This window comes from Trinickia camelliae, from assembly GCF_053525655.1.
The window spans coordinates 113,024-138,149 of record NZ_JBCHAA010000020.1; the positions used below are offsets into that span (position 1 = coordinate 113,024).

The window sequence follows — 25,126 nt, forward strand, 5'->3', positions numbered from 1 at the left end:
GCTAAGCTACACGCCCGCAACCCAACCAGGAGTGACCGTGATCACCTGCTATCTGCGCTATGTCGTCGATCCCGCCAAGCTGAAGGAATTCGAGCACTACGGACGCATGTGGATTCCGCTCGTCGAGCGCTTCGGCGGACAGCATCACGGGTACTTCATGCCGTCCGAGGGTGCGAACAATATCGCGCTGGCGCTGTTCTCGTTTCCGTCGCTGGCGGCATATGAGCAATACCGTCAGAAGTCGATGGACGATCCGGATTGCCAGGCCGCGTTCAAGTACGCGCAAGACACGCAATGCATCATCAGCTACGAGCGCAGTTTCTTTCGGCCGGTGTTCGAATAGTTTTGCTGATTTTGTGGTCCATAAAACCAGCCCGACGCTGGTTCCGTATCACGTTCCAGCGCCTTCCCCCTCGCGCTCCAGCACCTGCTCGGCACTGTGCAGCAGCCCCTTGATCAAACGTCCGCGCGGCGATGCACGGTGCCAAAGCAAACCGAAGCGCCGCGGCTCCGTTTTCATCGGCAGCGCCATCCTCGCGACATCGAGTCCTGCCGTCAAAGGCGAAACGATGTCCGGTGCGAGCGATACCCCGAGTCCGCGGTCGACCATCATCGCGATTGCCATCAGCGAATTCAACTCGAACAGCTCGTGCGGAACGATCTTCGCGGTCCGAAGGTATTGATCCGCTTGCTTGCCGCCGCCAAGCGAGCGATCGTATCGAATGAAGGGCTCGCGACGCAGCAACTCATGAGGCTCCTGATCCGCGAGCCTCGAATGTGCCAGTACGACGAGCGGTTCCTCTCGCAACAAATGCCAGTCGTAAGCCTTGGGCAGCGCGAACGCCGGATGAAGGCAAATTGCCACATCGATATCGCCCCGCTGCAGCGTCTCGTACAGCTCCGTCGACGTGCCTGCCCGGATCAACACCTTCGCTTGAGGGAAGGCGGCCGCAAAGTTGGCGAGCACGTCGGGCAACAGGCTCAGAAGCGCCGTCGTAATCGTGCCGATCCGCAATTCGCCCGCGGCCTCGTCTTCGAGCGCAAACGCCTTGAGTTCCGAAAACCCGCGCACGAGACCCCGCGCCCTGTCGATCACGCGATGCCCGGCCTCGGTCGGGATGACCGTGCGCCCGGCGCGCACCAGCAGCGATACACCCAGTTCGCGCTCGAGCGCCTGAATCTGCTGTGCGACGGCAGCGGGCGTCACGCCCACGCGGCGGGCGGCTTCAGCCATTGAACCGCTGTCGACGACGAGCAGAAGGCTGGCGAGAAAATCGATGTCCATGAAGATAGATTATCTATGCTTTGAAGATAGATACGGATAGTTTATCTAAATCTACAGCGGTCTTAGACTCATCTCCAGCCAATAGACGATGAACTGGAGACATGAGAAGCAAGCTCTTCGTGCCGGCGTCACGCCCCGAACTGTTCGCCAAGGCATTCGCGAGCGCCGCGGATGCACTGTCCTTCGACCTCGAGGATTCGGTCGCCGCCGAGCGTAAGCGAGAGGCGCGCGAAGCGCTCCGCACGCTATTGCGCTCGAACGACGCCACCACCCATGCAAAAGTCCTGATCGTTCGCGTGAACGCGCTCGACTCGCCGCATTTCAACGCCGACGTCGACGCGGTCGTCCAGTCCGGACTCGACTTCATCAATCTGCCGAAACCCGAGAGCGTCGAAGACGTCCGCGAGGCCGCGTCCGCCATCGATCGGGCGGAGCGCGCCAACGGCGTGACCCGTCCCGTGAAGCTGCTGCTCAACATCGAGTCGCCGAAGGCGTTTCGCCATGCGGCGGAGCTGGCCGGTGCGCATCCGCGCGTCACGGGGCTGCAATTGGGCTTGGGCGACCTTTTCGAGCCGCTCGGCGTGGCTCGTCGCGAGGTAGCCGCCATTGCGCAGGCGATGTTCGGTCTGCGCATCGCGGCGGGCGAAGCGGGGGTCTTCGCCTATGACTCGGCATTCGCCAATATCAAGGACGAAGCCGGCTTTCGCGCTGAAGCGCAGCTCGCGCGGTCGATGGGGTTTCTCGGCAAGAGCTGCATACACCCGAGCCAGATCGCGCTGGCGAACGAGGTCTTTCGCCCGTCGGATGAGGAAATCGCGCATGCCGTGCGCGTGGTCGCAGCGGCGCGCGAAGCAGAAAGCAACGGCGTCGGGGCTTATGTGGTCGACGGCAAGATGATCGATCCGCCATTCGTCGAGCGCGCGCGCGTTCTCGTCGGCAATGCGCGACGGCTCGGCTTGCTGACGAGCGAACAGCGCAGCGCGCTGGAAAGCGCTCACGCCGCAACCTGAAGCGCGCAGCCGCGCTGACGCACTAGATACCGACGGAGATTTTCATGCAAGCATCGCCCCTTCAATCGCGTGCCGAGGGCTCGGGACCGCTCGCCGGCGTGCGCGTGCTCGACCTGAGCGCGTACATCGCCGGCCCTTACGGATGCACGCTGCTCGCCGACCAGGGCGCGGATGTCATCAAGATCGAGCCGCCCTCGGGCGACAATCTGCGCAAATACCCCTCGACACTCGAAGCCGAGAGCCGCGCCTTCCTCGGCGTGAATCGCGGCAAGCGCGGTCTCGTGCTCGACCTCAAGCAGCCGGAGGCGCTCGCGGTGCTGATGCGTCTCGTCGAATCCGCCGATGTGCTCGTCCACAATTTCCGTCCGAACGTGCCGGCGCGGCTTGGCATTGCGTATGAGCAATTGCGTGAAGTCAATCCGCGACTCATCTATTGCGCGGTGACGGGCTACGGCGACGCGGGACCGAACAAGGAGAAGGCAGGCTACGACCAGGTGCTCCAGACGATGACCGGCATGTGCACGCTGCAAGGCAAACGCGGCGGGCCGCCGGAGATCCTTTACGGATCCGTAGTCGACTACTATGCGGCCGCGCTGGTCGCCGCTGGCGTGTCGTCAGCGCTCTTCGAGCGCGAGCGCAGCGGCGTCGGGCAGTACGTCGGCGTGTCGCTGCTGCGCAGCGCGCTCACGATGCAATCCGCCCGCATGATCTGGGCCGAGGGCGAGCCGAAGGACGTCGGCCGCGACATGCGATCGGGCGGCATAACAGGCATCCATCCGACGCGCGAAGGCTACCTGTACATCTCCGCCAACACGCCGCACTTCTGGCAGTCGCTGTGCGAGAAGACCGGCCTCGAAGCGCTGTCGCAAGACGAGCGCTATGACACCGTCCGCAAGCGCGCGCAGCATTGCGACGAAATCGTGCCTCAGTTGCACGCCGCGCTGCAGGCGCGCACGGCGCTCGAATGGGAAGCGCTCTTCGGCGATGCAGTGCCCTGCGCGGCAGCTCGCAGCGTCGAGGACATGTTCGACGATCCGCAAGTCGTTGCCGAAGACATGGTGACGAGTTTCGACTATCCGGGTGTCGGCCGTTATCGCGGCTTCAAGCATCCGATTCGCTTTGGCGCGACGCCGGGACGCGATCCTGCCGCGGCACCCGCATTCGGCCAGCATTCCGATGCGGTGCTGCGCGAATTCGGCTGGACCGATGCCGAGATCGAATCGCTGCGCGCGAAGCGCGCGGTTCAGTGAGGAGACGCGCGATGCAGTTCAAGGCGCCGGCGAACGCATGCGATTCGCACATCCATATCTATGACCACCGCTTCTTCGCCGACCGTTCCGCTCATGGATTCGTAGAAGGCGCGAGCGTCGCCGACTACCGCAAGGTGCAGGCGCGCATCGGCACGCGGCGGGCCGTCATCGTCACGGCGCGCGCGTACGAGACCGACAACAACGTGACCCTCGATGCGATCACGCAGTTCGGCCTCGACAACGCGCGCGGCATCGCGGTGCTGCGTCCCGAGGTCACCGATGCTGAACTCGCCGCACTGCACGACGGCGGCATTCGCGGTATTCGCTTCACGCTCTATACGCCGGCGCATGCCGTCGTGAACTTCGACATGGTCGAGCCGCTTGCGCAACGAGTCGCCGAACTCGGCTGGCATGTGCAGTTGCACTGGACGGCGCAGCAGATCGTCGAGCATGAAGCGATGCTCGCGCGTCTCCCCTCGGCCATCGTCTTCGATCATCTCGCCCGCCTGCCGTTGCCTGCCGGCCCATCCCACGCTGCGTACGCCATCGTTCGGCGCCTGGCCGATTCGGGACGCGTGTGGGTGAAGCTGTCCGGACCGTACCTGGATTCCATGGCGGGTCTTGAAGGCGGCTATGCCGACACGACCGCTACCGCCCGCGCCTGGGTGACCGCGTTGCCCGAGCGCACGGTATGGGGCAGCGACTGGCCGCACGTAACCGAATCGCACAAGCCCGACGACGCGGCGCTCTTCGACCTGCTGGGCGCATGGGCCGATGACGAAGCGACGCGCAAACGCATCCTCGTCGACAACCCGGCGAAGCTCTACGGCTTCCCGACCTGAACGCGACCTCGCCGACCCGAACGCGCACAGAACGCGTGGGGCACACCCAATACCCGGAGACAACTTCATGAAACCCGCCGCCGCAGTTGCACCCATACGCAAGACGCGCTTCACCGAAGCGACGATCAGCCTCTTCGAGCGCACCATCCCCGATCCCTTCGTCCTCGCGATCCTGATCACGGCGATCGTCGCCGTGTTGTCCGCGATCTTCGCGCCACACGCGTCGTTCGAACGGCTGATCGGCGGTTGGTACAAGGGCTTCTTCGACATTCTCACGTTCGCGTTTCAGATCACGCTCGTCCTCGTGACCGGTCACGCGTTCGCGCATGCACCGCCCGTGCAGCGCGTGTTCAAGGCGCTCGTATCGGTCGCCCGCACGCCGGTACAGGCCGCGACGCTCACGTTCGTGCTGGTTGCCATTGCATCGTTTTGCAACTGGGGCCTGGGGCTCGTGGTCAGCGCGTTGCTCGCGCGCGAAGTGGCCAAGCGCATGCGCGTCGACTTCGCGTGGATCGTCGCGGCCGGTTTTTCGGGCTGGGTCGTGTGGGCGAGCGGCATCTCCAGTTCGATCGCGCTTGCGCAATCCACGCCCGGCAGCGCCATGAACGTCGTGCAGAAACTGACTGGGCAGGTCCTGCCGTTCAGCGCGACCGTCTTCACGACGTTCAATCTCGTGCCGACGATCGTGATGCTGATCGCGATGCCGTTCGTGCTCGCACTGCTCAAGCCGCGCGATGAAGACGCCGTAGTGCTCGATACCGAGAAGAATCCCGACGCCCCGCTGCGCGAGACGCCGACGGGCAAGTTGAGCTTCGCGCGCTGGATCGAGTATTCGTGGCTCGGCAGCGCGTTCATCGGCGTGGCGGGGATTGCGGTGGTCGTGCTCGCGCAGGTCCATCACATGGCGTTCTCGGGCGTGAACGCCGTGATCTTCATCATGTTCATCGCGGGCGTGATCCTGCATGGCTATCCGCTCGCGTATGCGGACGCCGTGAAGAACGCGGCCAAGCAGACCGGTTCGATGATGCTTCAGTACCCGCTCTATGGCGGCATCATGGGCATGATGGATGCGACCGGTCTGCCTGATGTGATCTCGCACTTCTTCATTGCGATCTCCAACGCTCACACCTTGCCTTTCTGGAGCTATGTCTGCTCGCTGATCGTGACGTTCTTCATTCCGAGCGGCGGCGGTCATTGGGCCGTGCAGGGGCCGTTCGTCGTGCCGGCGGCGGTGGCGTTGCACGCATCCGTGCCGGCCACGACGATGGCGGTCGCGATGGGGGAGCAGGTCTCGAACATGATGCAGCCGTTCTGGGCAGCGCCCGTGGTCGCAATGGCCGGCATCGGCGTGCAGCGCGTGCTCGGCTTCACCGTGACGACCTTCGTGCTCGGAGCGGTGGTCTACGGCGCCGCGCTGCTGCTGCTCTCGTGACGCCCGCGCTTAAAACGACACGAACGGAGACAGACATATGGAATCGGCAACGACCGGACAAACCGTAGCCGCAGGGCCATCCCATCCTAAGTCGCTGACGGAGCGCTGGTGGCGTGTGTTCGACACGCGCATTGGCGCGCTGCCCCTGCCGGTGTATCTCTTGCTGCTGGCTGTGCTCGCTGCCATGACGCTCGAGGGCAAGCTCGCTTCGGATTTGCCAACCGGCATCGCGCTGGTTGCGCTCGGCGGCTTCACTTGTGCGGAACTGGCAAAACGCATTCCCTGGATTCGTCACATCGGCGCGACTTCGATTTTTGCGGCGTTCATTCCGTCGATGCTGATTTACTACAAGCTGATGCCGGCTTCGGTCGTCAAGGCGGTCACCGACTTTACGAAGCACTCGAACTTTCTCTATCTCTTCATCGCGGCGATTATCGTCGGCAGCGTGCTCAGCATGGACCGCCGCACGCTGATCAAGGGCTTCGTGCGCATTTTCATTCCGGTCGCGAGCGGCTCGGTCGTCGCGGCGCTGGTCGGAACGGGCGTCGGCTTCGCGCTCGGCATGCCAGCGCAACATGCGCTCTTCTTTGTCGTCGTGCCGATCATGGCGGGCGGGGTGGGCGAGGGCGCTCTGCCGCTGTCCGCGGGCTATGCGCAGATTCTGGGCGTCGGGCAGGGGCCGCTCTTCGCGCAGGTGCTTTCGGCCGTCATGCTCGGCAACATCGCGGCGATTTGCTGCGCGGGTCTCCTGAGCTATCTTGGGACACGCCGGCCGAAGCTGACCGGCAACGGCCGGCTGACCGTTGCCGAATCAGAAGAGGGTCACGCCGATCCCGCAGCGCCCTCGTTCGAATTCGACGTGAGTTCAGTCGCCGCGGCGGGCGCGACCGCTATCGCGCTGTATCTGCTCGGCGTGCTCAGTCATCAACTGTTCGGCTGGCCCGCGCCGGTTGTGATGCTCGTGCTCGTGGTCGCGGCGCAGCTGTTTCAGGTTGTTTCGCCCCGCGTGCGCAGCGGCGCGCGCTTCATGTATGGGTTCTTTTCGACGGCGGTCACATATCCACTGATGTTCGCGATCAGCGTTGCAATGACGCCATGGGGTGAGATCGTCACCGCGTTTCATTGGATCAATATCGTGACCGCGGTGTCGACCGTGCTTGCGCTGACGCTGACCGGCTTCTTCGTCGGGAAGCTGGTCGGGATGTATCCAGTGGAAGCGGCCATCGTCAACGCGACGCATAGCGGCCTCGGCGGTACCGGCGATGTCGCAATCCTGACGGCTGCGAACAGGATGGAGCTGATGCCCTTCGCGCAGATTGCGACGCGCATCGGCGGTGCCGTGACGGTGATGACTGCCCTCGCTGTCTTTGCTCTCACGCATTAGGAATGCGCTGGAGTTGCGATAGACCGTAGGTAGGGGCTTGGCCGACCGTTCGGGGGCGATTTGGCCCCTTGCGATCGGATCGTCTGGACGCAGGGGGCTTCCGACGGCTAGCTTTCATTTGTGTTTCGATTTTGATGTTTTTGTCTGGCCCAGGACCGCAACTAACGGTCAGCCGCCGCCGGCCCCCGGCGAGCACCGGCGGCAGCGGCACGCAAACGACCCGATCACGAAAACGAGGAGAGCAGGATCGATAGATGTCTAACATGCGCCTTGAACGCGTCAACCGTTTCGCGCTCGCTCGACGAACTGAGGTGCGGCAGCTCCGACAATTCCACCTGAGCTTGAAATTCGTCAGCGGCCTTGCGGCGCATCTCCGGCGGCAGCGAGCGGATCAGCGAGATCATCAGCAGTTCCTGGGCGTGAATCATGCCTAGCGTCGAATGCGTGTTCATGGCGGCCTCCCTTTGAACGTATGGCGCGCGTACAGCCGTCGCCGCGCAAGCAGCGGGGCGCTGCCTGCGCGCGAGTGCGCTGCTTTTCACATTTCTATACTAGGCGTGAAGCGGCGACATCGACAGCCGGCGCTCACCCGTGCGTACCGGTACGCACCAGCGCGGCGCATCGGATGTAACAGCGCGCAAGTGTCGTGGCGCTGTCGCCGAATCTGCGGAAAATGGCGTAACCTGCTTATTCCCTTGTCTGTGTCCCTCGCTCGCTTTTGCTGCGCGTGCTGCAACACCCGCGCGCCCGAAGCGCTCACAAGGAGGCTTTCGATGACAGCCGTCGATCTGGAATTCGACCAGCTCAACAGTACCGTCGATGCGCTACGGCGCTCCATCTCCAACCGCCTGATGTACGGCGTCGGCAAAGACGCCGCCACCGCCCGCCCTCAAGACTGGCTCAATGCCGCGGCGCTCGCGGTGCGCGACCGGCTCGTCGCGCGCTGGATGAAGACCACGCGCCATCAATACGAGCAGGACGTGAAGCGCGTCTACTACCTGTCGATGGAATTCCTGATCGGCCGGACGTTTACCAACGCCTTGCTCGCGCTCGGCATCTATGACCAGATGAAGGAAGCGCTCGCGGGACTCGGCGTCGACATGGACACCGCCGCGGAACTCGAACCCGACGCCGCGCTCGGCAACGGCGGCTTAGGCCGGCTCGCCGCGTGCTTTCTCGACTCGATGGCGACGCTCGCGATTCCCGGCTTCGGCTACGGCATCCGCTATGAATACGGCATGTTCCGCCAGAAGATCATCGACGGCGAGCAGGTCGAGACGCCGGATTACTGGCTGCGCGCGGGCAACCCTTGGGAGTTTCCGCGTCCCGAGGTGCAGTACATCATTCACTTCGGAGGACGAACGATCGAGCGCGACGGCCATGTCCAATGGATCGAGACCGAGCACGTCAACGCGATGGCCTACGATACGGTGATCCCCGGCTTCGCCACGAGCGCGACGAACACGTTGCGGCTGTGGTCCGCGCGCGCGACGGAGGAGCTCGATCTGTCGGCGTTCAATCAGGGCGATTACCGCCGCGCCGTCGAAGCCAAGGAGACCTCCGAGAACGTCTCGCGCTTGCTGTACCCCGACGACTCGACCCCCGCGGGGCGCGAGTTGCGCTTGCGCCAGGAGTACTTCTTCGTGTCGGCGACCATGCAGGATCTGATTCGCCGCTACCAGCGCACGCACAGCACGTTCGGGCGCTTCGCCGAGAAGGTGGCGATCCACTTGAACGACACGCACCCCGTGCTCGCGATTCCCGAGCTGATGCGGCTTCTGGTCGACATCCACCATGTCCCGTGGGATCGCGCGTGGAAGCTCGTGCAGCAGGTGTTCTCGTACACGAATCACACGCTGATGCCCGAGGCGCTCGAAACGTGGGACGTCGAAATGCTGGCGCGTTTGCTGCCGCGCCACCTCGAAATCATCTTCGACATCAATGCCGAATTCCTGAAAGACGCAAGCGCGCACTTCGGTCACGACGTCGACGTGATCCGCCGCATTTCGCTCGTCGATGAGTATGGCCAGCGGCGCGTGCGCATGGCGCATCTGGCGATCGTCGCGAGTCAGAAGGTGAATGGCGTCTCGAAGCTGCACTCGCAACTGATGGCGCGCGAGTTCTTCAGAGATTTCGCGCATATGTTCCCTGCGCGCTTCACGAACGTGACGAATGGCATCACGCCGCGTCGCTGGCTCGCGCAGGCGAGCCCGCCGCTGTCGGCGCTGATCGACCAGCATATCGGCACGCATTGGCGCCGCGACTTGTTCGAGTTGAGCAAGCTGCGCGCGCTCAAGAGCGATCCGGCGTTCTCATCCGAATTCCGCGCCGCCAAGCGCCGCAACAAGATTCGTCTCGCGCACCGGCTGATGCACGACACCGGCATCATGGTGCATCCCGATGCGCTGTTCGATCTGCAGGTCAAGCGCATCCACGAATACAAGCGGCAGCTGCTCAACGTGCTGCATGTGATCGTGCGCTACAACCGCATCCGCGCCGAGCCCGAGCGCGATTGGGTGCCGCGCGTCGTGATCTTCGCGGGCAAGGCCGCGTCGGCGTACAAGATGGCGAAGACCGTCATCAAGCTGATCAACGACGTCGGCCAGAAGATCAACAACGATCCGCTCGTCGGCGACCAGCTCAAGGTCGTGTTCGTGCCGAACTACGGTGTGAGCGTGGCCGAACTCGTGATTCCGGCGGCGGATCTGTCGGAGCAGATATCGATGGCGGGCACGGAAGCGTCGGGCACCGGCAACATGAAGCTCGCGCTGAACGGCGCGTTGACGATCGGCACCATGGATGGCGCGAACATCGAGATCTGCAATGCGGTGGGCCGCGACAATATCTTCATATTCGGCCACACCGCGGAAGAGGTCGACGACTTGCGCGCAACCGGCTATCGGCCGCGGCAGATCTACGAGGAGAATGCGGAGCTGCGCCTCGCGCTCGACCAGATCCGCACCGGCTACTTCTCGCCGGACGACCCGCATCGCTTCTCGGACATCTTCCACACGTTGGTCGATTGGGGCGACCACTACATGGTGCTCGCCGACTTCGCCGCGTTTGCGGCGGCGCAGGAGGCGGTCGATGCGCGTTTCCGCGACCCGCGTCTGTGGACCGAGAGCGCGATCGAAAACGTCGCGGGCATGGGGCAGTTTTCGTCGGACCGCACGATCGCGGAGTACGCCCACGACATATGGCACGTGAAGCCGGTCGATGTCAGCTAGGGCGGGTCGACGCGGCGCGCGAAGCCGCGTGCGCCGTCAGCCGCGCTGAGGGCGGCGAATCTGCGTCGTCACCGCGCGGCCGAGCGTGGCCTGCCCGAGTGTGCGGGTGAGGGCTGCGATCACGTCCGCAAGCGGGCGGGACGTGACTTCGATGCGGAATGTCACGCAATCGCGCAGCTTGTCCATCGTGACGACATAGAGGCGCAGGTCGTCGCCGAGCGCCTGGTGCAAGGCGCGGCGTCCGGCGCTCGTCGAGTGGCCGGGCACCGTGACGTCGATCGACACATAGGAGACAAGCCGTTCCGGCGTGCGCGTGCGGACCGGCCGGGCGATACGCGGCGCAGCAGGTGCAAGGTATTCGGCAGACGACTGAAACATGGCTTAAGCGCTGGCGCAAGACGCGCTGGCGTTCGTTGTTATGACGAACCCAATGTAGTCCCGTAGGGCTAAACCGCGCGCAAAAGCTCTGTACGAACGAGTTAATTTTCTGTTAATGCGGCGCAGCAGCCAGATTTTCGATCGCCTGCTGCAGGACCTGGTCCACGTGCTTCACGAATTCGAGGTCCGGGCTGGAGAGGGCTTCGCGTTCGCCGTTCGGCGTGTCGACGATCAAGCGATGGGCGATGTCCTGCGTGAACCACGTGAGCACGCCGACGACGATCATCATGACGCCGAGCGTCAGTCCCGCGCCCGAGCGGAACATGGCGCCGGCCACGGCGCCGGCGAGGCCGATGAGGGAAAGCGTGAGCGGCAATGCCTTGTTTTTCTGGACCGTCATGATCCGTGTGCTGCGGATCTCGCGCAGTGCGAAGACTTGTCCGGCTGCGCTGAGGCCGTTGCGGGTGATCGTGACGCCGCGCTCGTTAAAAGCATTGTCCATCGGCGAGAGATGCAGGGTTGAAACCGCGCAGCGTATCAGACTCTACGGCGATGCGCCGGGCGCGGCCTGCGTGCTGTGACGTATGGCCGCACCATGGCGCGGGTCATGGCGTTGGGGCGATGGGAAACGACGCCGCGCGGCGCGCAGCGGGACTACGCGCGCCGGGCGCGCGAAGCCTTAAACCGGTTCGCAGGTGTAGAGGCGTCCCGGCACGTGGCTCGCCACGACGCGGGCGATGTCCGCGTCGGTGCTTTCCGCCGGCACGACGCACCGGTACGACGGCACGTCGCCATGCGTGGTCCATTCGACGAGGCGATACGGCCGGCTCCATGGACGTTGAACCGGCATCGACACTCGGCAGCTCTGAACCGGCAGCTTGTGTTCGCTTTTGAGCATCGTACGCAGATGCTTGAATACCGCGTCTTCGATCATGGTCGCTCCCGTTTGCGTGTGGCGCTGCCGGTGGCGGCGCGCTGCGTGAGAGGGATAAAAAAATGCCGCCTAAGCTACGGCGGCTGAACAGGGGTGGTATGGGATGCATAGTCGCAGCCAAGAATTAAGCCAAACTTAAAACGTGCTGTCGCTTGCGGCCCGCACTTCCCCGCGCTGTTGCAAGGCTCTGCCAACACGTGCAGGAATGCTTTTAAGCGCAACGCCCCGCTAAGAAATCCGCGGGGCGTCGCGCTTTTTGCAATGATCAGCCGCTACCGAAAAGCAGCAGCGGCGATATCGCTTTAGAACTTGTGACGGATGCCGACGCGCACAGCGACTTGATTGGTCGAGTTCGTGCCCGACGTACCGAAGTACGACGAAGCCGAATCGCCAATCTGCGCCTGAATCGGCGTCGTCGTGCCGGTGAGGTTGCCCGACGCCTTCTGGTAGACGGTCAGAAAGTACACGTCGGTGCGCTTGCTGAGCGCGTAGTCGACGCTCGCGTCGACCTGGTTCCAGTGGCCGGAGAACGCGTCCGACACCTTCATGTACGTGTAGCCGAGGCCGGCCGTCAGAGCCGGCGTGAACGCGTACTTGCCGCCTGCCTCATAAGCGTTGAACGTCGTCTGCGCACCCGTGGTCGGCTCGATGTGCGTGTTCGTCCACAGGGCCCACAGCGTTGCCGGGCCAATAATGTAGCGGCCACCGAGGCCGACCGTGTGCAGGTCGCGGATCGCATTGGTCGACGAGCCGAGCGTGATGTTGGCGAGGTTTGTCGAGAACGCTGCGGGCGTCGCGGCTGCCGGGAAGCGGATGTCGGTGTAAGCCGTGCCGACGGAGAACGGACCCGTCGCGTAGTTCGCGCCGAAGCTATACGCGCGCGACGAGCTGCCGGCCGCACCGGAGAACGCGCCGGCCTGGTTCGAGAAGCCGTACATCGCGCCGAACGTCAGGCCCGCGAAGTTGGCGCTCGTGAACTTGACCGAGTTGCTGATGCGGCTCGACGTGAGCTGGTCAACGTCGTTGATGTGATAGCCGTAGTTGCCCGCAACGGTGTTGCCGCCGTTCGAGTAGCTGCCGCCGAGATAGTCGGTCGAGAACGAGTACTGACGGCCGAGCGTGAACGAGCCGATGGTGTCCTTCGAGATGCCGACGTACGCCTGGCGGCCGAATTCGGAGCTGCCTTGGCCTAGCGTGCCAGTGCCGCTGTTGAAGCCGTTTTCGAGCACGAAGAGTGCTTTCAGGCCGCCGCCCAGATCTTCCGTGCCGCGCAGGCCCCAGCGGCTGCCTTGTGCGACGCCGTCGTCGTACTTGTAGAGCTTGCTGCCGGTCTTGGTGCTGGTCTGCGTGCTGTTGTTCACGTAGCTGATACCCGCGTCGATCAAACCGTACAGCGTGACGCTGCTTTGTGCGTGTGCGGTCCCCGCGATCGTTGCAATGGTAGCGGCGGCGATGATTTTCTTTTTCACAAATTCTCCGTTTTTAAAGGTAAGAGCCCGGCTTCCCGTCTTCGCGGGATCGCAGAACCGGCGGCAATTTATCGGACGAGAACGAAAGCGATATGACAGCTAGGTAATCGCAGGGATTTGTTGTGCGGTTGCAACAATCGGCTTGTTTGGATGCGCGGTGAGAGGCAGTCGGCAGGGTCATATGCACCGGCGCGAGCGGGCCATATGCGTAGCAGAAAAGATTGGTTCGCCTGCGTGGAGGCGGGTGCGACGATGCGCGTCCAGCATCCACAACACCAAACGAGGACACCATGCAGCGCAGAACCCTTATCCAGTCTCTCGCCGCGCTTACGGCCGCTTTCACGCTGGCGGCGCCGCTCGCGCACGCCGGCGACACCGTGCTCAAGGTCGGCACGATGAGCGGCCCCGATGCGCAAATCTGGTCGGTCGTGACTCAGGTGGCCGCGCGCGAGGGCCTGAAGATCAAGGTGATCGAGTTCAACGACTACGTGCAGCCGAATGCGGCGCTCGACGCGGGCGACCTCGACGCCAACGGCTTCCAGCACCAGCCGTTTCTCGACAGCCAGATCAAGCAGCGCGGCTACAAGATCGTCAGCATCGGGCTGACTTATACGGCGCCGCTCGGGTTCTATTCGAAGAAGCTGAAGTCGCTGAAGGACTTGCCGGTGGGCGCGAAGGTCGGGATCCAGAACGATCCGTCGAATGGCAACCGGTCGCTGCTCCTGCTGCAGAAGTACGGCGTGCTGACGCTCAAGCCGGGCGCGGGCACGAACGGTGTGAACGCGACGCCGCTCGATATCGCCGACAACCCCAAGAAGATCAAGATCGTCGAACTCGACGCGGCGCAGCTGCCGCGCGCCTTGGGCGACCTCGATGCGGCATCGATCAATACCGATTACGCGGTGAAGGCGGGTTTATCGTCGACGAAGGACGCGATTGCGATCGAGGATGTGAAGGGGCCGTATGCGAATCTGATCGCGGTGCGCGAAGGCGACAGGAACAAGCCTTGGGTGAAGAAGCTGGTGGCCGCGTATGAGTCGGATGACGTGCGGCAGTACATCAACAAGCAGTTCAATGGGGCGATCGTGCCGGCGTTTTGAGGGGCGCGCGGAGGGCGGTTCTGCCGCTCTCTCGCGCGCCGCTCGCTCAATTCGACAGCAGCGAGCCCGTCCGGTAAGGCGTCGCGCCCGCGATGCGCGCGATTTCGAGCCCGGCGGTCGCAAAGCGCGCGCGGTGCCGCGCGTACAGCACGCCGGAAATGCTGCTCGAGATCGTGACGACGCGGTCGGTCAGCGGATCGACGATATCGGCGATCTCCTGGCCCGGCTCGACCCACACGCCCACCGGCGCGCGGAACACGAGCACGCCCGAAATCGGCGCGAGCAGCGGCTCGGTGCCGGCGAGCGGCGTGGCCGCGAATTCGAGCTGGGGCAGCGGGGCGGGCGTGCCGTCGATCACGCCGCGATGCGTCAGGTATTCGACGATCGCGTGCGCGTCGCGCTCGGCGAACGCGTACGTCACGTCGCCTTGGCCGCGCAGCTCGATCGTCACCGAGATCGAGCCGTTCGGAATCGGATAGCGGTCGCCAAAGCGCGCGCGCAGCTCGGACCAGCAGAAGCTGTGGATCTCGTCGAACGGATTGCCGATCGAATTGAGCGCGAGCAACGATGCTTTCGAATCGAGGTAGCGCGCGAGCGGCTCGACTTCGGGCCACAAATCGGGGTTGGTGTAGAGGTGCATCGCGGCTTCGAAGTCGCAATGCAGATCGAGCACGACGTCGGCATCGTAGGAGAGGCGCTGCAGCGCGAGGCGCTGCGATTCGAGCTCGGTGTTCGGCGTCTGCTCGTTAAGCGCTTCGCGCATCGCATGGCGCACGGCGACGAGATTCTGCTGCGCGTCGTCGGTCAGGCGGCCTTCGATGCGCGGCATGATGAGCGCGGCGAGATCGTGGAAGTTGCGGTTGAAATTGCTCGCGGTACCGGTTTCGAAGCGGCCGAGCATCTGGCCGAGCAGATGCTGATTGAGGCCGATCGGATTCGGCACCGGCACGACGACGATCTCGCCGCGCAGCTTGCCTGCCGCTTCGAGCGCGGCGAGCCGTTTGCGCAGCGCCCACGCGACCAGCATGCCCGGCAGTTCGTCCGCGTGCAGCGACGATTGGATGTAAATTTTCTGCCCGCCGGAAGGGCCGTAGTGGAAGCTCGTCAGATGCCGCTCGGTGCCGAGCGCGGGGGAGATCAACGGATGAGTTTGTGTTTGCATGATTTTGTATGCGCGCCGGAGGTCATGCGGGCGCGATGACGGGGAAATAGGTCTCAGGCGATTGTACTTCGCGGCACGCGGCGCGGGGGCGGGTACTCAGTCTTAACCGCGCGGCCTCGACGACGCGCAGGCCGCGAATCTCGATGGACAAAAGAAAAAAGGCCCCGCGCAACACGGGGCCTTTTTCGCTTGCACATCCGGCAACGACAGGCGCGGGAGCGTCCCGCGCCGTCGTGGATCAGCCGCCGTACACGTCGAACGTGAAGTACTTCGCTTCGATCTTCTTGTACGTGCCGTCCTTGATCATGTCGGCGATGGCCTTGTCGATCTTCGCCTTCAGGTCGGTGTCTTCCTTGCGCAGACCGATGCCGGCGCCGTTGCCGAGCGTCTTCGGATCGTTCAGGTCGCCGCCGGCGAAAGCGAAGCCCGCACCGCGCGGGGTCTTCAGGAAGCCGATGTCGGCCTGCACGGCGTCTTGCAGCGCGCCGTCAAGGCGGCCCGAGATCAAGTCCGCATAGACCTGGTCCTGGTTCTGGTACGGGACGACCTTCACGCCCTTCGATTCCCAGTTGGCCTTCGCGTACGTTTCCTGAATCGTGCCTTGCTCGACGCCAACCGACTTGCCCTTCAGCGATTCCGCCGTCGGCATGACGCCCGAACCCTTCTTCGCCACGAGACGCGTCGGCGTGTTGAAGAGCTTCGACGAGAACGCGATTTGCTCTTCGCGCTGCGGCGTCATCGACATCGACGACAGCACGCCGTCGAACTTCTTCGCTTTCAGTGCCGGGATCATGCCGTCGAAGTCGTTTTCGACCCAGACGCACTTCGCGTTCACGCGCTTGCAGATTTCATTGCCGAGGTCGATATCGAAGCCGACCAGCTTGCCGTCGGAGCCCTTCGATTCGAACGGGGGGTAGCTCGCATCGACGCCGAAACGGATCGTGGTCCAGTCTTTGGCTTGAGCGACGCCCGCGGCGGAAACGGCGAGCAGCGAGATGGTCAAGGCGGCTAACAGCTTTTTCATTTTTACTCCTCGGAGGGGTTCGTTCACCTCGAATGCGGTTGTGCCGCTTCAAGGTTTTTCCGGCGCAACGGTTTGCCAGAACGGTTATTACGGCCGCCAGCCGGGCGGCCAGCAGCGCGCGGCACAGCATACCAAGCCAAAAATATGGCGCCGCTAGTAGAACACCGGATGGCGGCCGAACGCAACCTCTAGGCGAAAGACCCCTCTAGGACTGTTACCTAAGCGCTTTGAGTGCGCCAAATGCGTGTTTTTACGCGCTTTTTGCGCCGTCAAACGATCCGTTCCCCCTCGCGATACGTGGCGCGCGGCACCGGCAGCGCGTCGTGCATCGTCACGCGCAGGAAGTCGGCGCGCAGGCCGGGCTCGATCGCGCCCCGGTCGTGGAGGCCGGCGGCGCGCGCCGGTTCCGCCGATACCGTGCCGACCGCGCGCGGCAGCGTCCAGCCCGCTTTGTCGACGAGCTCGAAAGCGGCGGTAAGGAGGCTCGACGGCACATAGTCGGAGGAGAGGATGTCGAGCAGGTCCGCGCGCGCGAGTTCGAGCGCCGAGACGTTGCCCGAGTGCGAACCGCCGCGCACGATGTTCGGCGCACCCATGACCGTCGCGATGCCGAGCTTGTGCGCGGCGGCCGCGGCGACCTGCGTGGTCGGAAATTCGGAGATCGCGACGCCTTCGGCCGCGGCTTCCTCGACGTGCTCGGCGACCGTATCGTCATGGCTCGCAACCGGCAGTCCGAGCGCCTTGCAGCGCGCGACGATTTCGCGGCGATGCGCGATGGCGAAGCGCTCCTGGTCGGTGGTGAGTTCGGCGAGGGCGGCGGCCATGTGCTCGTCGGTCCACTTGCCGTTGCGCTCGTGGTACTTGCGCCATTGCTCCTTGTCGTGCCACTGGCGCTGGCCCGGCGTGTGGTCCATCACGGAAGCGAGCCGCAGCAATGGATGCGCGGACAACGAATCGAAAATCTCGACGACGTCCGCCGTGCCGATCTCGCAGCGCAGATGCAGGAAGTGCTCGGCGCGCAGCAGCTTGCGTTCGGAGAAGCGCTGGAGCGCGCGCGCACACGACGTCTGAATCTCGCGGCCGCGCAGCTTGGAGGTGCTCATCGAGCCGATCGCGAGCGCGTCGAACACGGTGGTGATGCCGGCTGCGGCGACTTGAGCATCGTGGATCACGAACGCGGCGTCGGTGTTCCAGATCACGCCGGGACGCGGCGAAAGGTGTTTTTCGAGGTTATCGGTGTGCAGCTCGATCAGGCCCGGCAGCAGATAGTCGCCGTCCCAGTCTTGCGCCTCGGGCGCCGACGTCGTGCCGCGCGCCAGCTCGCGGATCGTGCCGCCTTCGATCTGCACGACCCCGGTGAATGTTTCGTCTCGCGTCACGATGCGAGCGTTCTTGATCAACATCGACAAGCTCCTTGTCCTTGGATTGCGCGTGTCAGTGAATGAGGGAGGCGGCGGGCGCGCTCAATTCGAGGCGGCGCGTCGCGACGCTCTCGCGCGTCGCTTCGTCGTGGAAGATGCCGACGATCGCGGCGCCGCGTTGGCGCGCTTCTCTGATCAATTCCGCCACGATATCCCTGTTTTGTGCATCGAGTGAGGCAGTGGGCTCGTCGAGCAGCAGCAACGGATGCTCGGCGATCAGGCCCCGTGCGATGTTCACGCGCTGCTGTTCGCCACCGGAAAACGTGGCGGGCGCAAGCGGCCACAAGCGTTGCGGCACGTTCAGCCGCGCGAGCAGGGCGGATGCGCGTTCGCTCGCTTCGTGCTCGTCGACGCCGCGCGAAATCAGCGGCTCGGCGACGAGCGCAAGCGTCGGCACGCGCGGGATCACGCGCAGAAACTGGCTCACGTAGCCCACAACCGAGCGGCGCAGCGCGATCACGTCGTGCGGCTCGGCGCCGGTGATTTGCACATGGCGCTCGGCGCGTGAATCGTCGCGGATCGCGATCATGCCGCCCGTCGCGAGATAGTTGCCGTACAGGCAGCGCAGGAACGTGCTCTTGCCTGCGCCCGACGGGCCGGCAAGCACGACACATTCGCCGCGCTCGACATCGAGCGAAACGCCCGAGAGCGCCGTGATGCTCGCGCCGCCTTGCGTGTGCAGCGTGAAGCGCTTGCTGACGTGTTGCGCGCGCAGCATCAGCGCGTCGTTGTCGATGAAGGCGCGTTCCGGTGCGCTGGTTGCGGTTGTATTCATCGTCGATCCTTTAGACAGGAAGCACAGACGAAACCAGCGTCTGCGTGTACGGATGTTGCGGATCGTCGAGCACTTGATCCGTGAGGCCCGCTTCGACGACCTTGCCGCCTTGCATCACCATGAGCCGGTGCGCGAGCAGGCGCGCGACGCCGATGTCGTGCGTGACGATCAGCACCGAGAGATGCAGCGTGGTCGTGAGCGTGCGCAGCAAATCGAGCAGTCGCGCTTGCACCGAGACGTCGAGGCCGGCGGTGGGCTCGTCCATGAACACGAGGCGCGGTCCGGTGACCAGATTGCGCGCGATCTGCAGACGCTGCTGCATGCCGCCGGAAAACGCTGACGGGAGCTCGTCGATGCGAGCGGAGTCGAGTTCGACGCGCTCCATCCATTGCGAGGCGGTGTTGCGGATCTGCCCGTAGTGGCGCGCCCCGACCGCCATCAGCGGCTCGCCGATGTTCGCGCCCGCCGATACGCCAAGCCGCAGCCCGTCGCGCGAATTCTGCTGCACGAAGCCCCATTCGGTGCGCATCAAAAGACGCCGCCGCGGCTCGCTGAGCGAGAACAGATCGATCGCTTCGCCGTTCGTGTTGGTGTAGCTGAGCGAACCGCGATCGGCTTCCGTGCGCAAGGCGAGCGTGTTCAGCAGCGTCGACTTGCCCGAGCCCGATTCGCCGACGATGCACAACACCTCGCCCGGATAGAGATCGAACGTGACGTCCGCGCAGCCGTTGCGGCCGCCGAATTGCTTCGTGATGGCGCGGGCGGAGAGGAGCGGGGTCATGCGCGTTCTCCTGCTTCTTGTGCATCGCGCCGGTCGTGGCAGTAATCGCTGTCGGAGCAGACGAACATGCGCTTGCCCGCATCGTCGACGATCATCTCGTCGAGAAAACTTTCCCGCGAGCCGCACAGCGCGCATGCATGCTCCCAGCGCTGGATCTCGAACGGGTGGTCGTCGAAGTCGAGGCTGCGTACGGACGTGTAGGGCGGAATCGCGTAGATGCGCCGCTCGCGGCCGGCGCCGAACAACTGCAGCGCGGGGTTCATGTGCATTTTCGGATTGTCGAACTTGGGGATCGGCGAAGGCGAAGTCAGGTAGCGGCCGTTGACGATTACCGGGTAGTCGTAAGTCGTCGCGATGCTGCCGTGGCGCACGATGTCCTCGTAGAGCTTTACGCTGATGAGGCCATAGTCGGCGAGCGAGTGGAGCTTCTTGCACTCGGCGATGCGCGGCTCGAGCTTGAAGAGCGGCTCGGGGTTCGGCACCTGGTAGACGAGGATCTGGTTCGCGGTCAGCGGCGTTTCGGGAATGCGGTGACGCGTCTGGACGATCGTCGCTTCCGCGGTCTTGCGCGTCGTCTTCACGCCCGCCGTGCGTGCAAAGAAGCGCCGGATGTTGACGGCGTTCGTCGTTTCGTCGGAGCCCTGGTCGATCACTTTGAGCGTGTCGTCGCGGCCGATGATCGCCGACGTCACTTGAATGCCGCCCGTGCCCCAGCCGAACGGCAGCGGCATTTCGCGCGATGCGAACGGCACCTGATGGCCCGGCACCGCGACGGCCTTGAGCAGCGCGCGCCGGATCATGCGCTTGGTCTGCTCGTCGAGATAGGCGAAGTTGTAGCCTTCGGCGGCGCTGTCTGCATCGGTATCGGTTAAGAGCTGCATATCGGGAGCGTTCATGCGGCTTGTTCCTCGTCATCGCCGCGCTCGCGGCCATCATGTTGTGCGCGCAACCGTCTCACGAGCTCGAGCTCGGACTGAAAATCGACGTAGTGCGGCAGCTTCAAGTGCTGGACGAAACCGGACGCCTCGACGCTATCGCTATGCGACAGCATGAACTCGACGTCCTGAGTCGGCGACGAGACCGTCTCGCCGAGTTCCTGCGCGCGCAGCGCGCGGTCGACGAGCGCCATCGCCATCGCTTTGCGCTCCGAATGGCCGAACACAAGGCCGTAGCCTTGCGTGAACGCGGGCGGGGCTTCCGCGCTGCCCTTGAACTGGTTGACCATCTGGCATTCGGTGACGTCGAGTTCGCCGATCTCGACCGCGAAGCCCAGCTCCGGCAGATCCATTTCGACGGCGACGTGGCCGTAGCGGATCTCACCCGCGAACGGGTGCGCGTTGGCGTAGCCGCGCTGCGTGGCGTAGCCCATCGCGAGCAGGAAACCCTCGTCGCCGCGTGCGAGATTCTGCAGGCGCGTCGTGCGGTGGGCAGGGAAGGCGAGCGGCTCGCGCGAAAGGTCGCCGGGTTCCGCGGCGTTTTCCGATGGACGTTCTTGCTCGATCAGACCTTCCTGGTCGAGCAGGGTCACGACGCGGGGCATCGGTTCGGGTTGGCTGCTTGCGGTGTCGTGCAAGTCGCGCAGAGAAAACGCCTCTTGCGAAGCCGCAGCGTCACCGTCGTCGCCTTCGGCCAGCAGCGCGAAATCGAGCAGACGTTGCGTGTAATCGTAGGTCGCGCCGAGCAACTGACCGCCCGGCACGTCCTTGAACGTTGCGGAAATGCGCCGCTCGGCGAGCATCGCCTCGGTGTCGAGCGGCTCCGTGAAGCCGAAGCGCGGCAGCGTCGTGCGGTACGCGCGCAGCAGAAAGATCGCTTCGACGAGGTCGCCCGCGGCCTGCTTGATCGCGAGCGCGGCCAGCTCTTCGTCGTACACCGAGCCTTCGGTCATCACGCGCGCAACGGCGAGGCGCAACTGCTCGCGGATCTGCGCGACGGACAGCTCGGCAAGCCGCGTATCGCCGCGGCGGGCTTTATCGATGAGGCGCCACGACGCTTCGATCGCGCGCTCGCCCCCTTTGACGGCGACGTACATCAGTTCACCTCCGCTCGGGTGGTGCGCGGCAGGCCGACGAGCGCGTCGCCGCACACGAGATAGCAATCGATGCCGCACGGGAAGTGCACGGCAAGTTCGGCGCGCTCATGCCAGAAGCGCTCGGGCAGTCCGCGCGGCGCGATCGTCGCGGTCGTTTCGATGCCGGGGCCGCTCAGGGTGATCGGCGTGCCGCCTGTCAACGCGTCGACGCGGATCAGCAGCGTGGCAGCCTGTTCCGGCGTTTCGGGTTCGCCGAGCGAGAAGGCGCTGAGCGACGGCAGGGCTTGTGCGTCGTGCACGTAGGCGAAGGCGGCGCGCGAGGGCGTGTCGGTCAGCGTAGCGTTCGTGTGAAAGCGCAGCGTGGCGCCGAGCGTCGCATCGGGCGTGGCGAGCCAGATCGGCGTGGTGTCGTCGGCGAGCGCGAGCAGCGTGGCGAATGCTGCGCGGCCGGCGTGTCCGGTGCTCGCGGCGTTCGGAGTGTTCGCGGCGGATTCGGGTAGCGCGGGTAACGCAGCGGTGACGGAGCCGATCGTGCCGGGGCGCGCGAGCGCGTCGAGCAGCGTGCGGAACACGGCCTGCGTGTCGTGGACCGGATCGGCGAAACCCGGCGTCAAGCTCGAAAGTGCAATCTGTTTCATGGTGCCCTCCGCCGGGCCGCCCCAAGGAGGGCAGCGGCCCCCTCGGGGGGAGCTTTGCATGGGACCGGAGTAAGCGCTAAAGCGCTAACTCCGGTCGACAGCGAACGAATGTGAGCGTGGGGGTTGTTCATTAGTTAGTCGCCTCGGACCATCGTGAAGAATTCGACGCGCGACGACTCGGCATCCTGCCGGCGCGTTTCGCGCTGTGCCGCAAGGCGTTCGGCGAGCGGCTCGATCAAACGTTCGTTGAGTGCCGCATGCCGTTCGGGCACTTGCAGCAGCGCGTCGGCAAGCGCCGCGAGTTCGGCGCGGCGTTTGTCTCGACCGAGCTGGCACGCCACGCCGACCGGCGCCGTGCCATCGCTGCCGCTGACGCCCTTGAGACGCAGCGTGGCGCGCGTGACCGTGGCCTCGCCGAGATTGAACGGGTCGCCGGTGCCGCCGATGCGGCCGCGCACCATCGCGAGCCCGATCTCGGGCGCCCGCAGCCATTCGTACGCCGGGAGCTCGGCGCCCTCGAACGCGCGAGCGAGCGCGGCTTCCAGATCGGCGCGCGGCGCGCGGGCGAGCACCGCGAGCCACGCACGCCGGCGGGAGTGGGAGGATGAGGCGACGGTAGCGCTCATGAAATTCCTTGTCGATGCGATCTAAGGTGCGAACATTTCACCATCTAATTGTCTAAACGTCTAGACGTTTAGATGTAAAATTTTTGGGCAATGTGCGCCACCGCGCGATTTTCACATTTCCATCACGCGGGCCGCACTACAATGCGCAAAACGAAATTGAAACCCAAGGGAATGACAACGCCATGACATCGAACGCATCGAACGACAACGGGGACCCGGGAACCGTTGTCGAGCGCGGCGCGGGCGTCGCCGTATGGCGGCAGATCGAGCAGATCCTCGCGGCGGAAATCGCGGCGAGCGGCTTCGGCGCCGAAGGGCGGCTGCCGAGCGAAGGCGAGCTGGCCAAGCGCTTCGACGTGAACCGCCACACCGTGCGCCGCGCGATGCTGGGGCTCGCCGCGCTGGGCCTCGTGAGTGTGGAGCAGGGACGCGGCACGTTCGTGCAGCCCGGCGCGATGGATTATTCGATCGGACGCCGCACGCGCTTCACGGAAAACCTTCAAAGGCAAAACCACGCGCCGAGCGGCGCGATGATTTCGGCGGCCCGCGTGAAGGCCGACGCGAATGTCGCGAAGGCGCTCGCCATTCGGGCAGGCGCGTTCGTCTACAAGATCGAAACGCGCCACGAATCGGATGGCGTGCCGCTCACGTTCGCGCGCAACTGGTATCCGGCCGCGCGTTTTCCGGACATGCCCGAAGTGCTCGAGCGCACCAACAGCATCACGAAGGCGCTCGCCGAATTCGGCGTGCACGACTACGTGCGCAAGTGGAGCCGGATCGGCAGCGTGCTGCCCGAGGCCGAAGTCGCGCGCCGGCTCAACATCAACCGGCAGCAGCCGGTGTTGTGGGTCGAGAACGTCGAGGCCGACATGGAGGGCGTGCCGGTCAAGTACGGCATTACGCACTTCGCGGCGGACCGCGTGCAGTTGATGATCGAGCACGACGTATGAGCGCCTCCGAACCGATGCGCTCGCAGGTGTGGCTCGACGAAGGCGCTGCAGTTGACGCCGTTCAAGCTGCGACTGCGCAATGGACCGCAGACGCGCGCTTTGCGATCTATTACGCGCCGCCGCGCGAATCGGGCTGGTGGCAGGCCGGTTGTGCATGGCTTGGGCGCGATCCCGAGAACGGCGCCGTTCATACTCCGCCCGAGCTTGCTGCGCTGCGCCGTGAGGTCGGTGCGTTGACGGTTGCGCCGTGCCGCTACGGATGGCACGGCACGCTCGTTGCTCCGTTCAGGTTGGCGGACGGCGTCACTTCAAATGACGTGCTCGACGCCGCGCTCGCCTGGGCGCGGCGCCAGACGCCGTTCTCGCTGCCGGTGGAAGCGGCGCTCTTGAGCCGCTTCGTCGCGCTGCGTCCGGCTGCTGCGTCGGGCGATGACGCCTTGCGCGCACTAGCCGCCGACGCCCTGAGCACGCTCGACGCCTTGCGCGCCCGCCCGCCAGCCGCCGACATCGAGCGCCGCTTGGCCGCGCCTTTGACCGAACGGCAGCGCGAATTGCTGCTCGCATGGGGCTATCCGTACGTGTTTGACGAGTTCCGTTTTCATATGACGCTTTCCGATTCCCTTTCCGCCGACGACGAGTGCGATGCGCTCATTCGGCATTGGCATGCGGAGGCGGCGCGGCTGGGGCCGCTGCCGGTCGATGGGGCGGCGCTGTTCGTCGAGCCGTCGCCGGATGCGCCGTTCGTGCTCTGGCGGCGGCTGCCGTTCCTGGCTGATGCCGCCCAAGCGGGCGAGTCGAACGATGGCGCGCAGGCCGGCAACGCAGCAAGGAGCACGCGATGAGCAGCCGCCTCGTCTACGTGATGGGACCGTCCGGCGCAGGGAAGGACTCGCTCCTCGCGTACGCGCGCCAAGCTCTCACAGGTGAGCCCGTCGTGTTCGCGCACCGCTACATCACGCGGCCCGCAGGCCACGGAGAAAATCACATCGCGCTGACGGCCGACGAATTCGCGGGCCGCTCGAACCTGGGCCTCTTCGCGCTCGAATGGGCGAGCCACGAATTGCGCTACGGAATTGGAATCGAACTCGACGCGTGGCTTGCGCGTGGATGCGCAGTCGTCGTCAACGGCTCGCGGCAGCATTTGCGCGAGGTGTTGGCGCGCTATCCGCTTGCGCAGCTCGTCCATGTCGACGCCGCGCCGCATATCCTCGCGGCACGGCTCGGCGCGCGGGCGCGCGAGACGGCAGAGCAAGTCGCGGCGCGCTTGGCGCGGCATGCGCCGTTCCAGGTGCCCGACGGCGTGCGGCTGACCTCGATCGATAATTCGGGGGCGCTTGAAACCGCTGGGCAGCACTTCGTCGACGTGTTGCGCGGGATCGCGCAATCGGCGAGCCGCGTGGCGTGAT

The 25,126-nt window shown here is 64.7% G+C and carries 26 protein-coding genes; 11 read left to right on the top strand and 15 right to left on the bottom strand.

Features of this window, described 5'->3' with window-relative positions; genetic code table 11:
- The first annotated feature begins 37 nt into the window (after positions 1-37).
- A complete protein-coding gene (locus tag AAHK20_RS28300; protein WP_449184803.1) occupies positions 38-343 on the top strand; it encodes an NIPSNAP family protein in 306 nt (101 codons plus the stop codon).
- Positions 344-391: 48 nt separating this feature from the next.
- On the opposite strand, the gene AAHK20_RS28305 is transcribed toward AAHK20_RS28300, so the two are convergent.
- Entirely contained in the window at positions 392-1,285 is an 894-nt protein-coding gene (locus AAHK20_RS28305) for a LysR family transcriptional regulator (protein WP_449184804.1), read from the bottom strand.
- 101 nt (positions 1,286-1,386) lie between these two features.
- Between AAHK20_RS28305 and AAHK20_RS28310 the strand changes: the two genes are divergently transcribed.
- The 5 genes from AAHK20_RS28310 to AAHK20_RS28330 all read left to right on the top strand — a co-directional run bounded on the left by AAHK20_RS28310 (position 1,387) and on the right by AAHK20_RS28330 (position 7,203).
- A complete protein-coding gene (locus AAHK20_RS28310) occupies positions 1,387-2,295 on the top strand; it encodes an HpcH/HpaI aldolase/citrate lyase family protein (RefSeq protein ID WP_449184805.1) in 909 nt (302 codons plus the stop codon).
- Positions 2,296-2,339: 44 nt separating this feature from the next.
- Positions 2,340-3,545, top strand: coding sequence for a CaiB/BaiF CoA transferase family protein (locus AAHK20_RS28315; RefSeq protein WP_449184806.1), 1,206 nt, complete (start codon positions 2,340-2,342; stop codon positions 3,543-3,545).
- An 11-nt stretch (positions 3,546-3,556) separates the two neighbouring features.
- Positions 3,557-4,387: an amidohydrolase family protein gene (locus tag AAHK20_RS28320; RefSeq protein WP_449184807.1), complete on the top strand. Its 831-nt coding sequence runs from the start codon at positions 3,557-3,559 to the stop codon at positions 4,385-4,387.
- 67 nt (positions 4,388-4,454) lie between these two features.
- Positions 4,455-5,819 carry a short-chain fatty acid transporter gene (locus AAHK20_RS28325; protein WP_449184808.1) on the top strand — a complete coding sequence of 455 codons (1,365 nt, stop codon included), beginning with the start codon at positions 4,455-4,457 and terminating at the stop codon, positions 5,817-5,819.
- Positions 5,820-5,856: 37 nt separating this feature from the next.
- Positions 5,857-7,203 (top strand): 2-hydroxycarboxylate transporter family protein, encoded by a 1,347-nt coding sequence (locus tag AAHK20_RS28330; RefSeq protein ID WP_449184809.1) that lies wholly within the window; start codon positions 5,857-5,859, stop codon positions 7,201-7,203.
- Positions 7,204-7,427: 224 nt separating this feature from the next.
- On the opposite strand, the gene AAHK20_RS28335 is transcribed toward AAHK20_RS28330, so the two are convergent.
- Complete coding sequence (locus AAHK20_RS28335) at positions 7,428-7,655, bottom strand: hypothetical protein (RefSeq protein WP_137336815.1); 228 nt, start codon at positions 7,653-7,655, stop codon at positions 7,428-7,430.
- 321 nt (positions 7,656-7,976) lie between these two features.
- On the opposite strand from AAHK20_RS28335, the gene AAHK20_RS28340 reads away from it, so the two are divergent.
- A complete protein-coding gene (locus AAHK20_RS28340) occupies positions 7,977-10,430 on the top strand; it encodes a glycogen/starch/alpha-glucan phosphorylase (RefSeq protein ID WP_449184810.1) in 2,454 nt (817 codons plus the stop codon).
- A gap of 36 nt (positions 10,431-10,466) precedes the next feature.
- On the opposite strand, the gene AAHK20_RS28345 is transcribed toward AAHK20_RS28340, so the two are convergent.
- The 4 genes from AAHK20_RS28345 to AAHK20_RS28360 form a co-directional block, all read right to left on the bottom strand.
- Entirely contained in the window at positions 10,467-10,808 is a 342-nt protein-coding gene (locus tag AAHK20_RS28345) for a hypothetical protein (protein ID WP_449184811.1), read from the bottom strand.
- 112 nt (positions 10,809-10,920) lie between these two features.
- Positions 10,921-11,310 (bottom strand): DUF6232 family protein, encoded by a 390-nt coding sequence (locus tag AAHK20_RS28350; RefSeq protein WP_449184812.1) that lies wholly within the window; start codon positions 11,308-11,310, stop codon positions 10,921-10,923.
- 177 nt (positions 11,311-11,487) lie between these two features.
- Positions 11,488-11,742: a DUF2866 domain-containing protein gene (locus AAHK20_RS28355; RefSeq protein WP_449184813.1), complete on the bottom strand. Its 255-nt coding sequence runs from the start codon at positions 11,740-11,742 to the stop codon at positions 11,488-11,490.
- Positions 11,743-12,044: 302 nt separating this feature from the next.
- A complete protein-coding gene (locus AAHK20_RS28360) occupies positions 12,045-13,211 on the bottom strand; it encodes a porin (protein WP_449184814.1) in 1,167 nt (388 codons plus the stop codon).
- Between the two features lie 290 nt (positions 13,212-13,501).
- Here AAHK20_RS28360 and AAHK20_RS28365 point away from each other — a divergent pair, with 290 nt between their 5' ends.
- Positions 13,502-14,311, top strand: coding sequence for a MetQ/NlpA family ABC transporter substrate-binding protein (locus tag AAHK20_RS28365; protein WP_449184815.1), 810 nt, complete (start codon positions 13,502-13,504; stop codon positions 14,309-14,311).
- Between the two features lie 46 nt (positions 14,312-14,357).
- Here AAHK20_RS28365 and AAHK20_RS28370 read toward each other — a convergent pair whose 3' ends face one another.
- From AAHK20_RS28370 to phnG, 9 genes are all read right to left on the bottom strand, one after another.
- On the bottom strand, positions 14,358-15,473 hold the full coding sequence (locus AAHK20_RS28370) for a succinylglutamate desuccinylase/aspartoacylase family protein (RefSeq protein WP_449184816.1): 1,116 nt from the start codon (positions 15,471-15,473) through the stop codon (positions 14,358-14,360).
- Positions 15,474-15,711: 238 nt separating this feature from the next.
- Positions 15,712-16,497 (bottom strand): ABC transporter substrate-binding protein, encoded by a 786-nt coding sequence (locus AAHK20_RS28375; RefSeq protein WP_449184817.1) that lies wholly within the window; start codon positions 16,495-16,497, stop codon positions 15,712-15,714.
- Positions 16,498-16,766: 269 nt separating this feature from the next.
- Positions 16,767-17,900, bottom strand: coding sequence for an alpha-D-ribose 1-methylphosphonate 5-triphosphate diphosphatase (locus AAHK20_RS28380; RefSeq protein WP_449184818.1), 1,134 nt, complete (start codon positions 17,898-17,900; stop codon positions 16,767-16,769).
- Positions 17,901-17,931: 31 nt separating this feature from the next.
- Positions 17,932-18,693, bottom strand: coding sequence for a phosphonate C-P lyase system protein PhnL (phnL, locus tag AAHK20_RS28385; protein WP_449184819.1), 762 nt, complete (start codon positions 18,691-18,693; stop codon positions 17,932-17,934).
- Between the two features lie 10 nt (positions 18,694-18,703).
- Positions 18,704-19,474, bottom strand: a complete 771-nt coding sequence (gene phnK / locus AAHK20_RS28390; RefSeq protein WP_449184820.1) for a phosphonate C-P lyase system protein PhnK — start codon at positions 19,472-19,474, stop codon at positions 18,704-18,706.
- The gene (locus tag AAHK20_RS28395; protein ID WP_449184821.1) at positions 19,471-20,370 is read right to left on the bottom strand and encodes an alpha-D-ribose 1-methylphosphonate 5-phosphate C-P-lyase PhnJ; all 900 of its coding nucleotides are present in this window, start codon (positions 20,368-20,370) and stop codon (positions 19,471-19,473) included. The genes phnK and AAHK20_RS28395 overlap by 4 nt, the downstream gene beginning before the upstream one ends.
- Positions 20,367-21,506 (bottom strand): carbon-phosphorus lyase complex subunit, encoded by a 1,140-nt coding sequence (locus AAHK20_RS28400; protein ID WP_449184822.1) that lies wholly within the window; start codon positions 21,504-21,506, stop codon positions 20,367-20,369. The genes AAHK20_RS28395 and AAHK20_RS28400 overlap by 4 nt, the downstream gene beginning before the upstream one ends.
- Entirely contained in the window at positions 21,506-22,144 is a 639-nt protein-coding gene (gene phnH, locus AAHK20_RS28405) for a phosphonate C-P lyase system protein PhnH (protein ID WP_449184823.1), read from the bottom strand. The genes AAHK20_RS28400 and phnH overlap by 1 nt, the downstream gene beginning before the upstream one ends.
- A 134-nt stretch (positions 22,145-22,278) precedes the next feature.
- Positions 22,279-22,770 carry a phosphonate C-P lyase system protein PhnG gene (gene phnG / locus AAHK20_RS28410; RefSeq protein ID WP_449184824.1) on the bottom strand — a complete coding sequence of 164 codons (492 nt, stop codon included), beginning with the start codon at positions 22,768-22,770 and terminating at the stop codon, positions 22,279-22,281.
- Positions 22,771-22,952: 182 nt separating this feature from the next.
- On the opposite strand from phnG, the gene phnF reads away from it, so the two are divergent.
- The 3 genes from phnF to phnN are packed head-to-tail and all read left to right on the top strand — an operon-like array spanning position 22,953 to position 25,125.
- Entirely contained in the window at positions 22,953-23,720 is a 768-nt protein-coding gene (gene phnF, locus AAHK20_RS28415) for a phosphonate metabolism transcriptional regulator PhnF (protein ID WP_449184825.1), read from the top strand.
- A 14-nt stretch (positions 23,721-23,734) separates the two neighbouring features.
- A complete protein-coding gene (locus tag AAHK20_RS28420; RefSeq protein ID WP_449184844.1) occupies positions 23,735-24,562 on the top strand; it encodes a DUF1045 domain-containing protein in 828 nt (275 codons plus the stop codon).
- Complete coding sequence (phnN, locus tag AAHK20_RS28425) at positions 24,559-25,125, top strand: phosphonate metabolism protein/1,5-bisphosphokinase (PRPP-forming) PhnN (protein WP_449184826.1); 567 nt, start codon at positions 24,559-24,561, stop codon at positions 25,123-25,125. The genes AAHK20_RS28420 and phnN overlap by 4 nt, the downstream gene beginning before the upstream one ends.
- Position 25,126 lies beyond the last annotated feature (1 nt).

Excerpts from the sequence above, each read along its gene's own strand:
- AAHK20_RS28305 (WP_449184804.1), bottom strand. The coding sequence starts at position 1,285 with ATGGACATCGATTTTCTCGCCAGCCTTCTGCTCGTCGTCGACAGCGGT.
- AAHK20_RS28310 (WP_449184805.1), top strand. The coding sequence starts at position 1,387 with ATGAGAAGCAAGCTCTTCGTGCCGGCGTCACGCCCCGAACTGTTCGCC.
- AAHK20_RS28315 (WP_449184806.1), top strand. The coding sequence starts at position 2,340 with ATGCAAGCATCGCCCCTTCAATCGCGTGCCGAGGGCTCGGGACCGCTC.
- AAHK20_RS28320 (WP_449184807.1), top strand. The coding sequence starts at position 3,557 with ATGCAGTTCAAGGCGCCGGCGAACGCATGCGATTCGCACATCCATATC.
- AAHK20_RS28325 (WP_449184808.1), top strand. The coding sequence starts at position 4,455 with ATGAAACCCGCCGCCGCAGTTGCACCCATACGCAAGACGCGCTTCACC.
- AAHK20_RS28330 (WP_449184809.1), top strand. The coding sequence starts at position 5,857 with ATGGAATCGGCAACGACCGGACAAACCGTAGCCGCAGGGCCATCCCAT.
- AAHK20_RS28335 (WP_137336815.1), bottom strand. The coding sequence starts at position 7,655 with ATGAACACGCATTCGACGCTAGGCATGATTCACGCCCAGGAACTGCTG.
- AAHK20_RS28340 (WP_449184810.1), top strand. The coding sequence starts at position 7,977 with ATGACAGCCGTCGATCTGGAATTCGACCAGCTCAACAGTACCGTCGAT.
- AAHK20_RS28345 (WP_449184811.1), bottom strand. The coding sequence starts at position 10,808 with ATGTTTCAGTCGTCTGCCGAATACCTTGCACCTGCTGCGCCGCGTATC.
- AAHK20_RS28350 (WP_449184812.1), bottom strand. The coding sequence starts at position 11,310 with ATGGACAATGCTTTTAACGAGCGCGGCGTCACGATCACCCGCAACGGC.
- AAHK20_RS28355 (WP_449184813.1), bottom strand. The coding sequence starts at position 11,742 with ATGATCGAAGACGCGGTATTCAAGCATCTGCGTACGATGCTCAAAAGC.
- AAHK20_RS28365 (WP_449184815.1), top strand. The coding sequence starts at position 13,502 with ATGCAGCGCAGAACCCTTATCCAGTCTCTCGCCGCGCTTACGGCCGCT.
- AAHK20_RS28370 (WP_449184816.1), bottom strand. The coding sequence starts at position 15,473 with ATGCAAACACAAACTCATCCGTTGATCTCCCCCGCGCTCGGCACCGAG.
- AAHK20_RS28375 (WP_449184817.1), bottom strand. The coding sequence starts at position 16,497 with ATGAAAAAGCTGTTAGCCGCCTTGACCATCTCGCTGCTCGCCGTTTCC.
- AAHK20_RS28380 (WP_449184818.1), bottom strand. The coding sequence starts at position 17,900 with ATGTTGATCAAGAACGCTCGCATCGTGACGCGAGACGAAACATTCACC.
- phnL (WP_449184819.1), bottom strand. The coding sequence starts at position 18,693 with ATGAATACAACCGCAACCAGCGCACCGGAACGCGCCTTCATCGACAAC.
- phnK (WP_449184820.1), bottom strand. The coding sequence starts at position 19,474 with ATGACCCCGCTCCTCTCCGCCCGCGCCATCACGAAGCAATTCGGCGGC.
- AAHK20_RS28395 (WP_449184821.1), bottom strand. The coding sequence starts at position 20,370 with ATGAACGCTCCCGATATGCAGCTCTTAACCGATACCGATGCAGACAGC.
- AAHK20_RS28400 (WP_449184822.1), bottom strand. The coding sequence starts at position 21,506 with ATGTACGTCGCCGTCAAAGGGGGCGAGCGCGCGATCGAAGCGTCGTGG.
- phnH (WP_449184823.1), bottom strand. The coding sequence starts at position 22,144 with ATGAAACAGATTGCACTTTCGAGCTTGACGCCGGGTTTCGCCGATCCG.
- phnG (WP_449184824.1), bottom strand. The coding sequence starts at position 22,770 with ATGAGCGCTACCGTCGCCTCATCCTCCCACTCCCGCCGGCGTGCGTGG.
- phnF (WP_449184825.1), top strand. The coding sequence starts at position 22,953 with ATGACATCGAACGCATCGAACGACAACGGGGACCCGGGAACCGTTGTC.
- AAHK20_RS28420 (WP_449184844.1), top strand. The coding sequence starts at position 23,735 with ATGCGCTCGCAGGTGTGGCTCGACGAAGGCGCTGCAGTTGACGCCGTT.
- phnN (WP_449184826.1), top strand. The coding sequence starts at position 24,559 with ATGAGCAGCCGCCTCGTCTACGTGATGGGACCGTCCGGCGCAGGGAAG.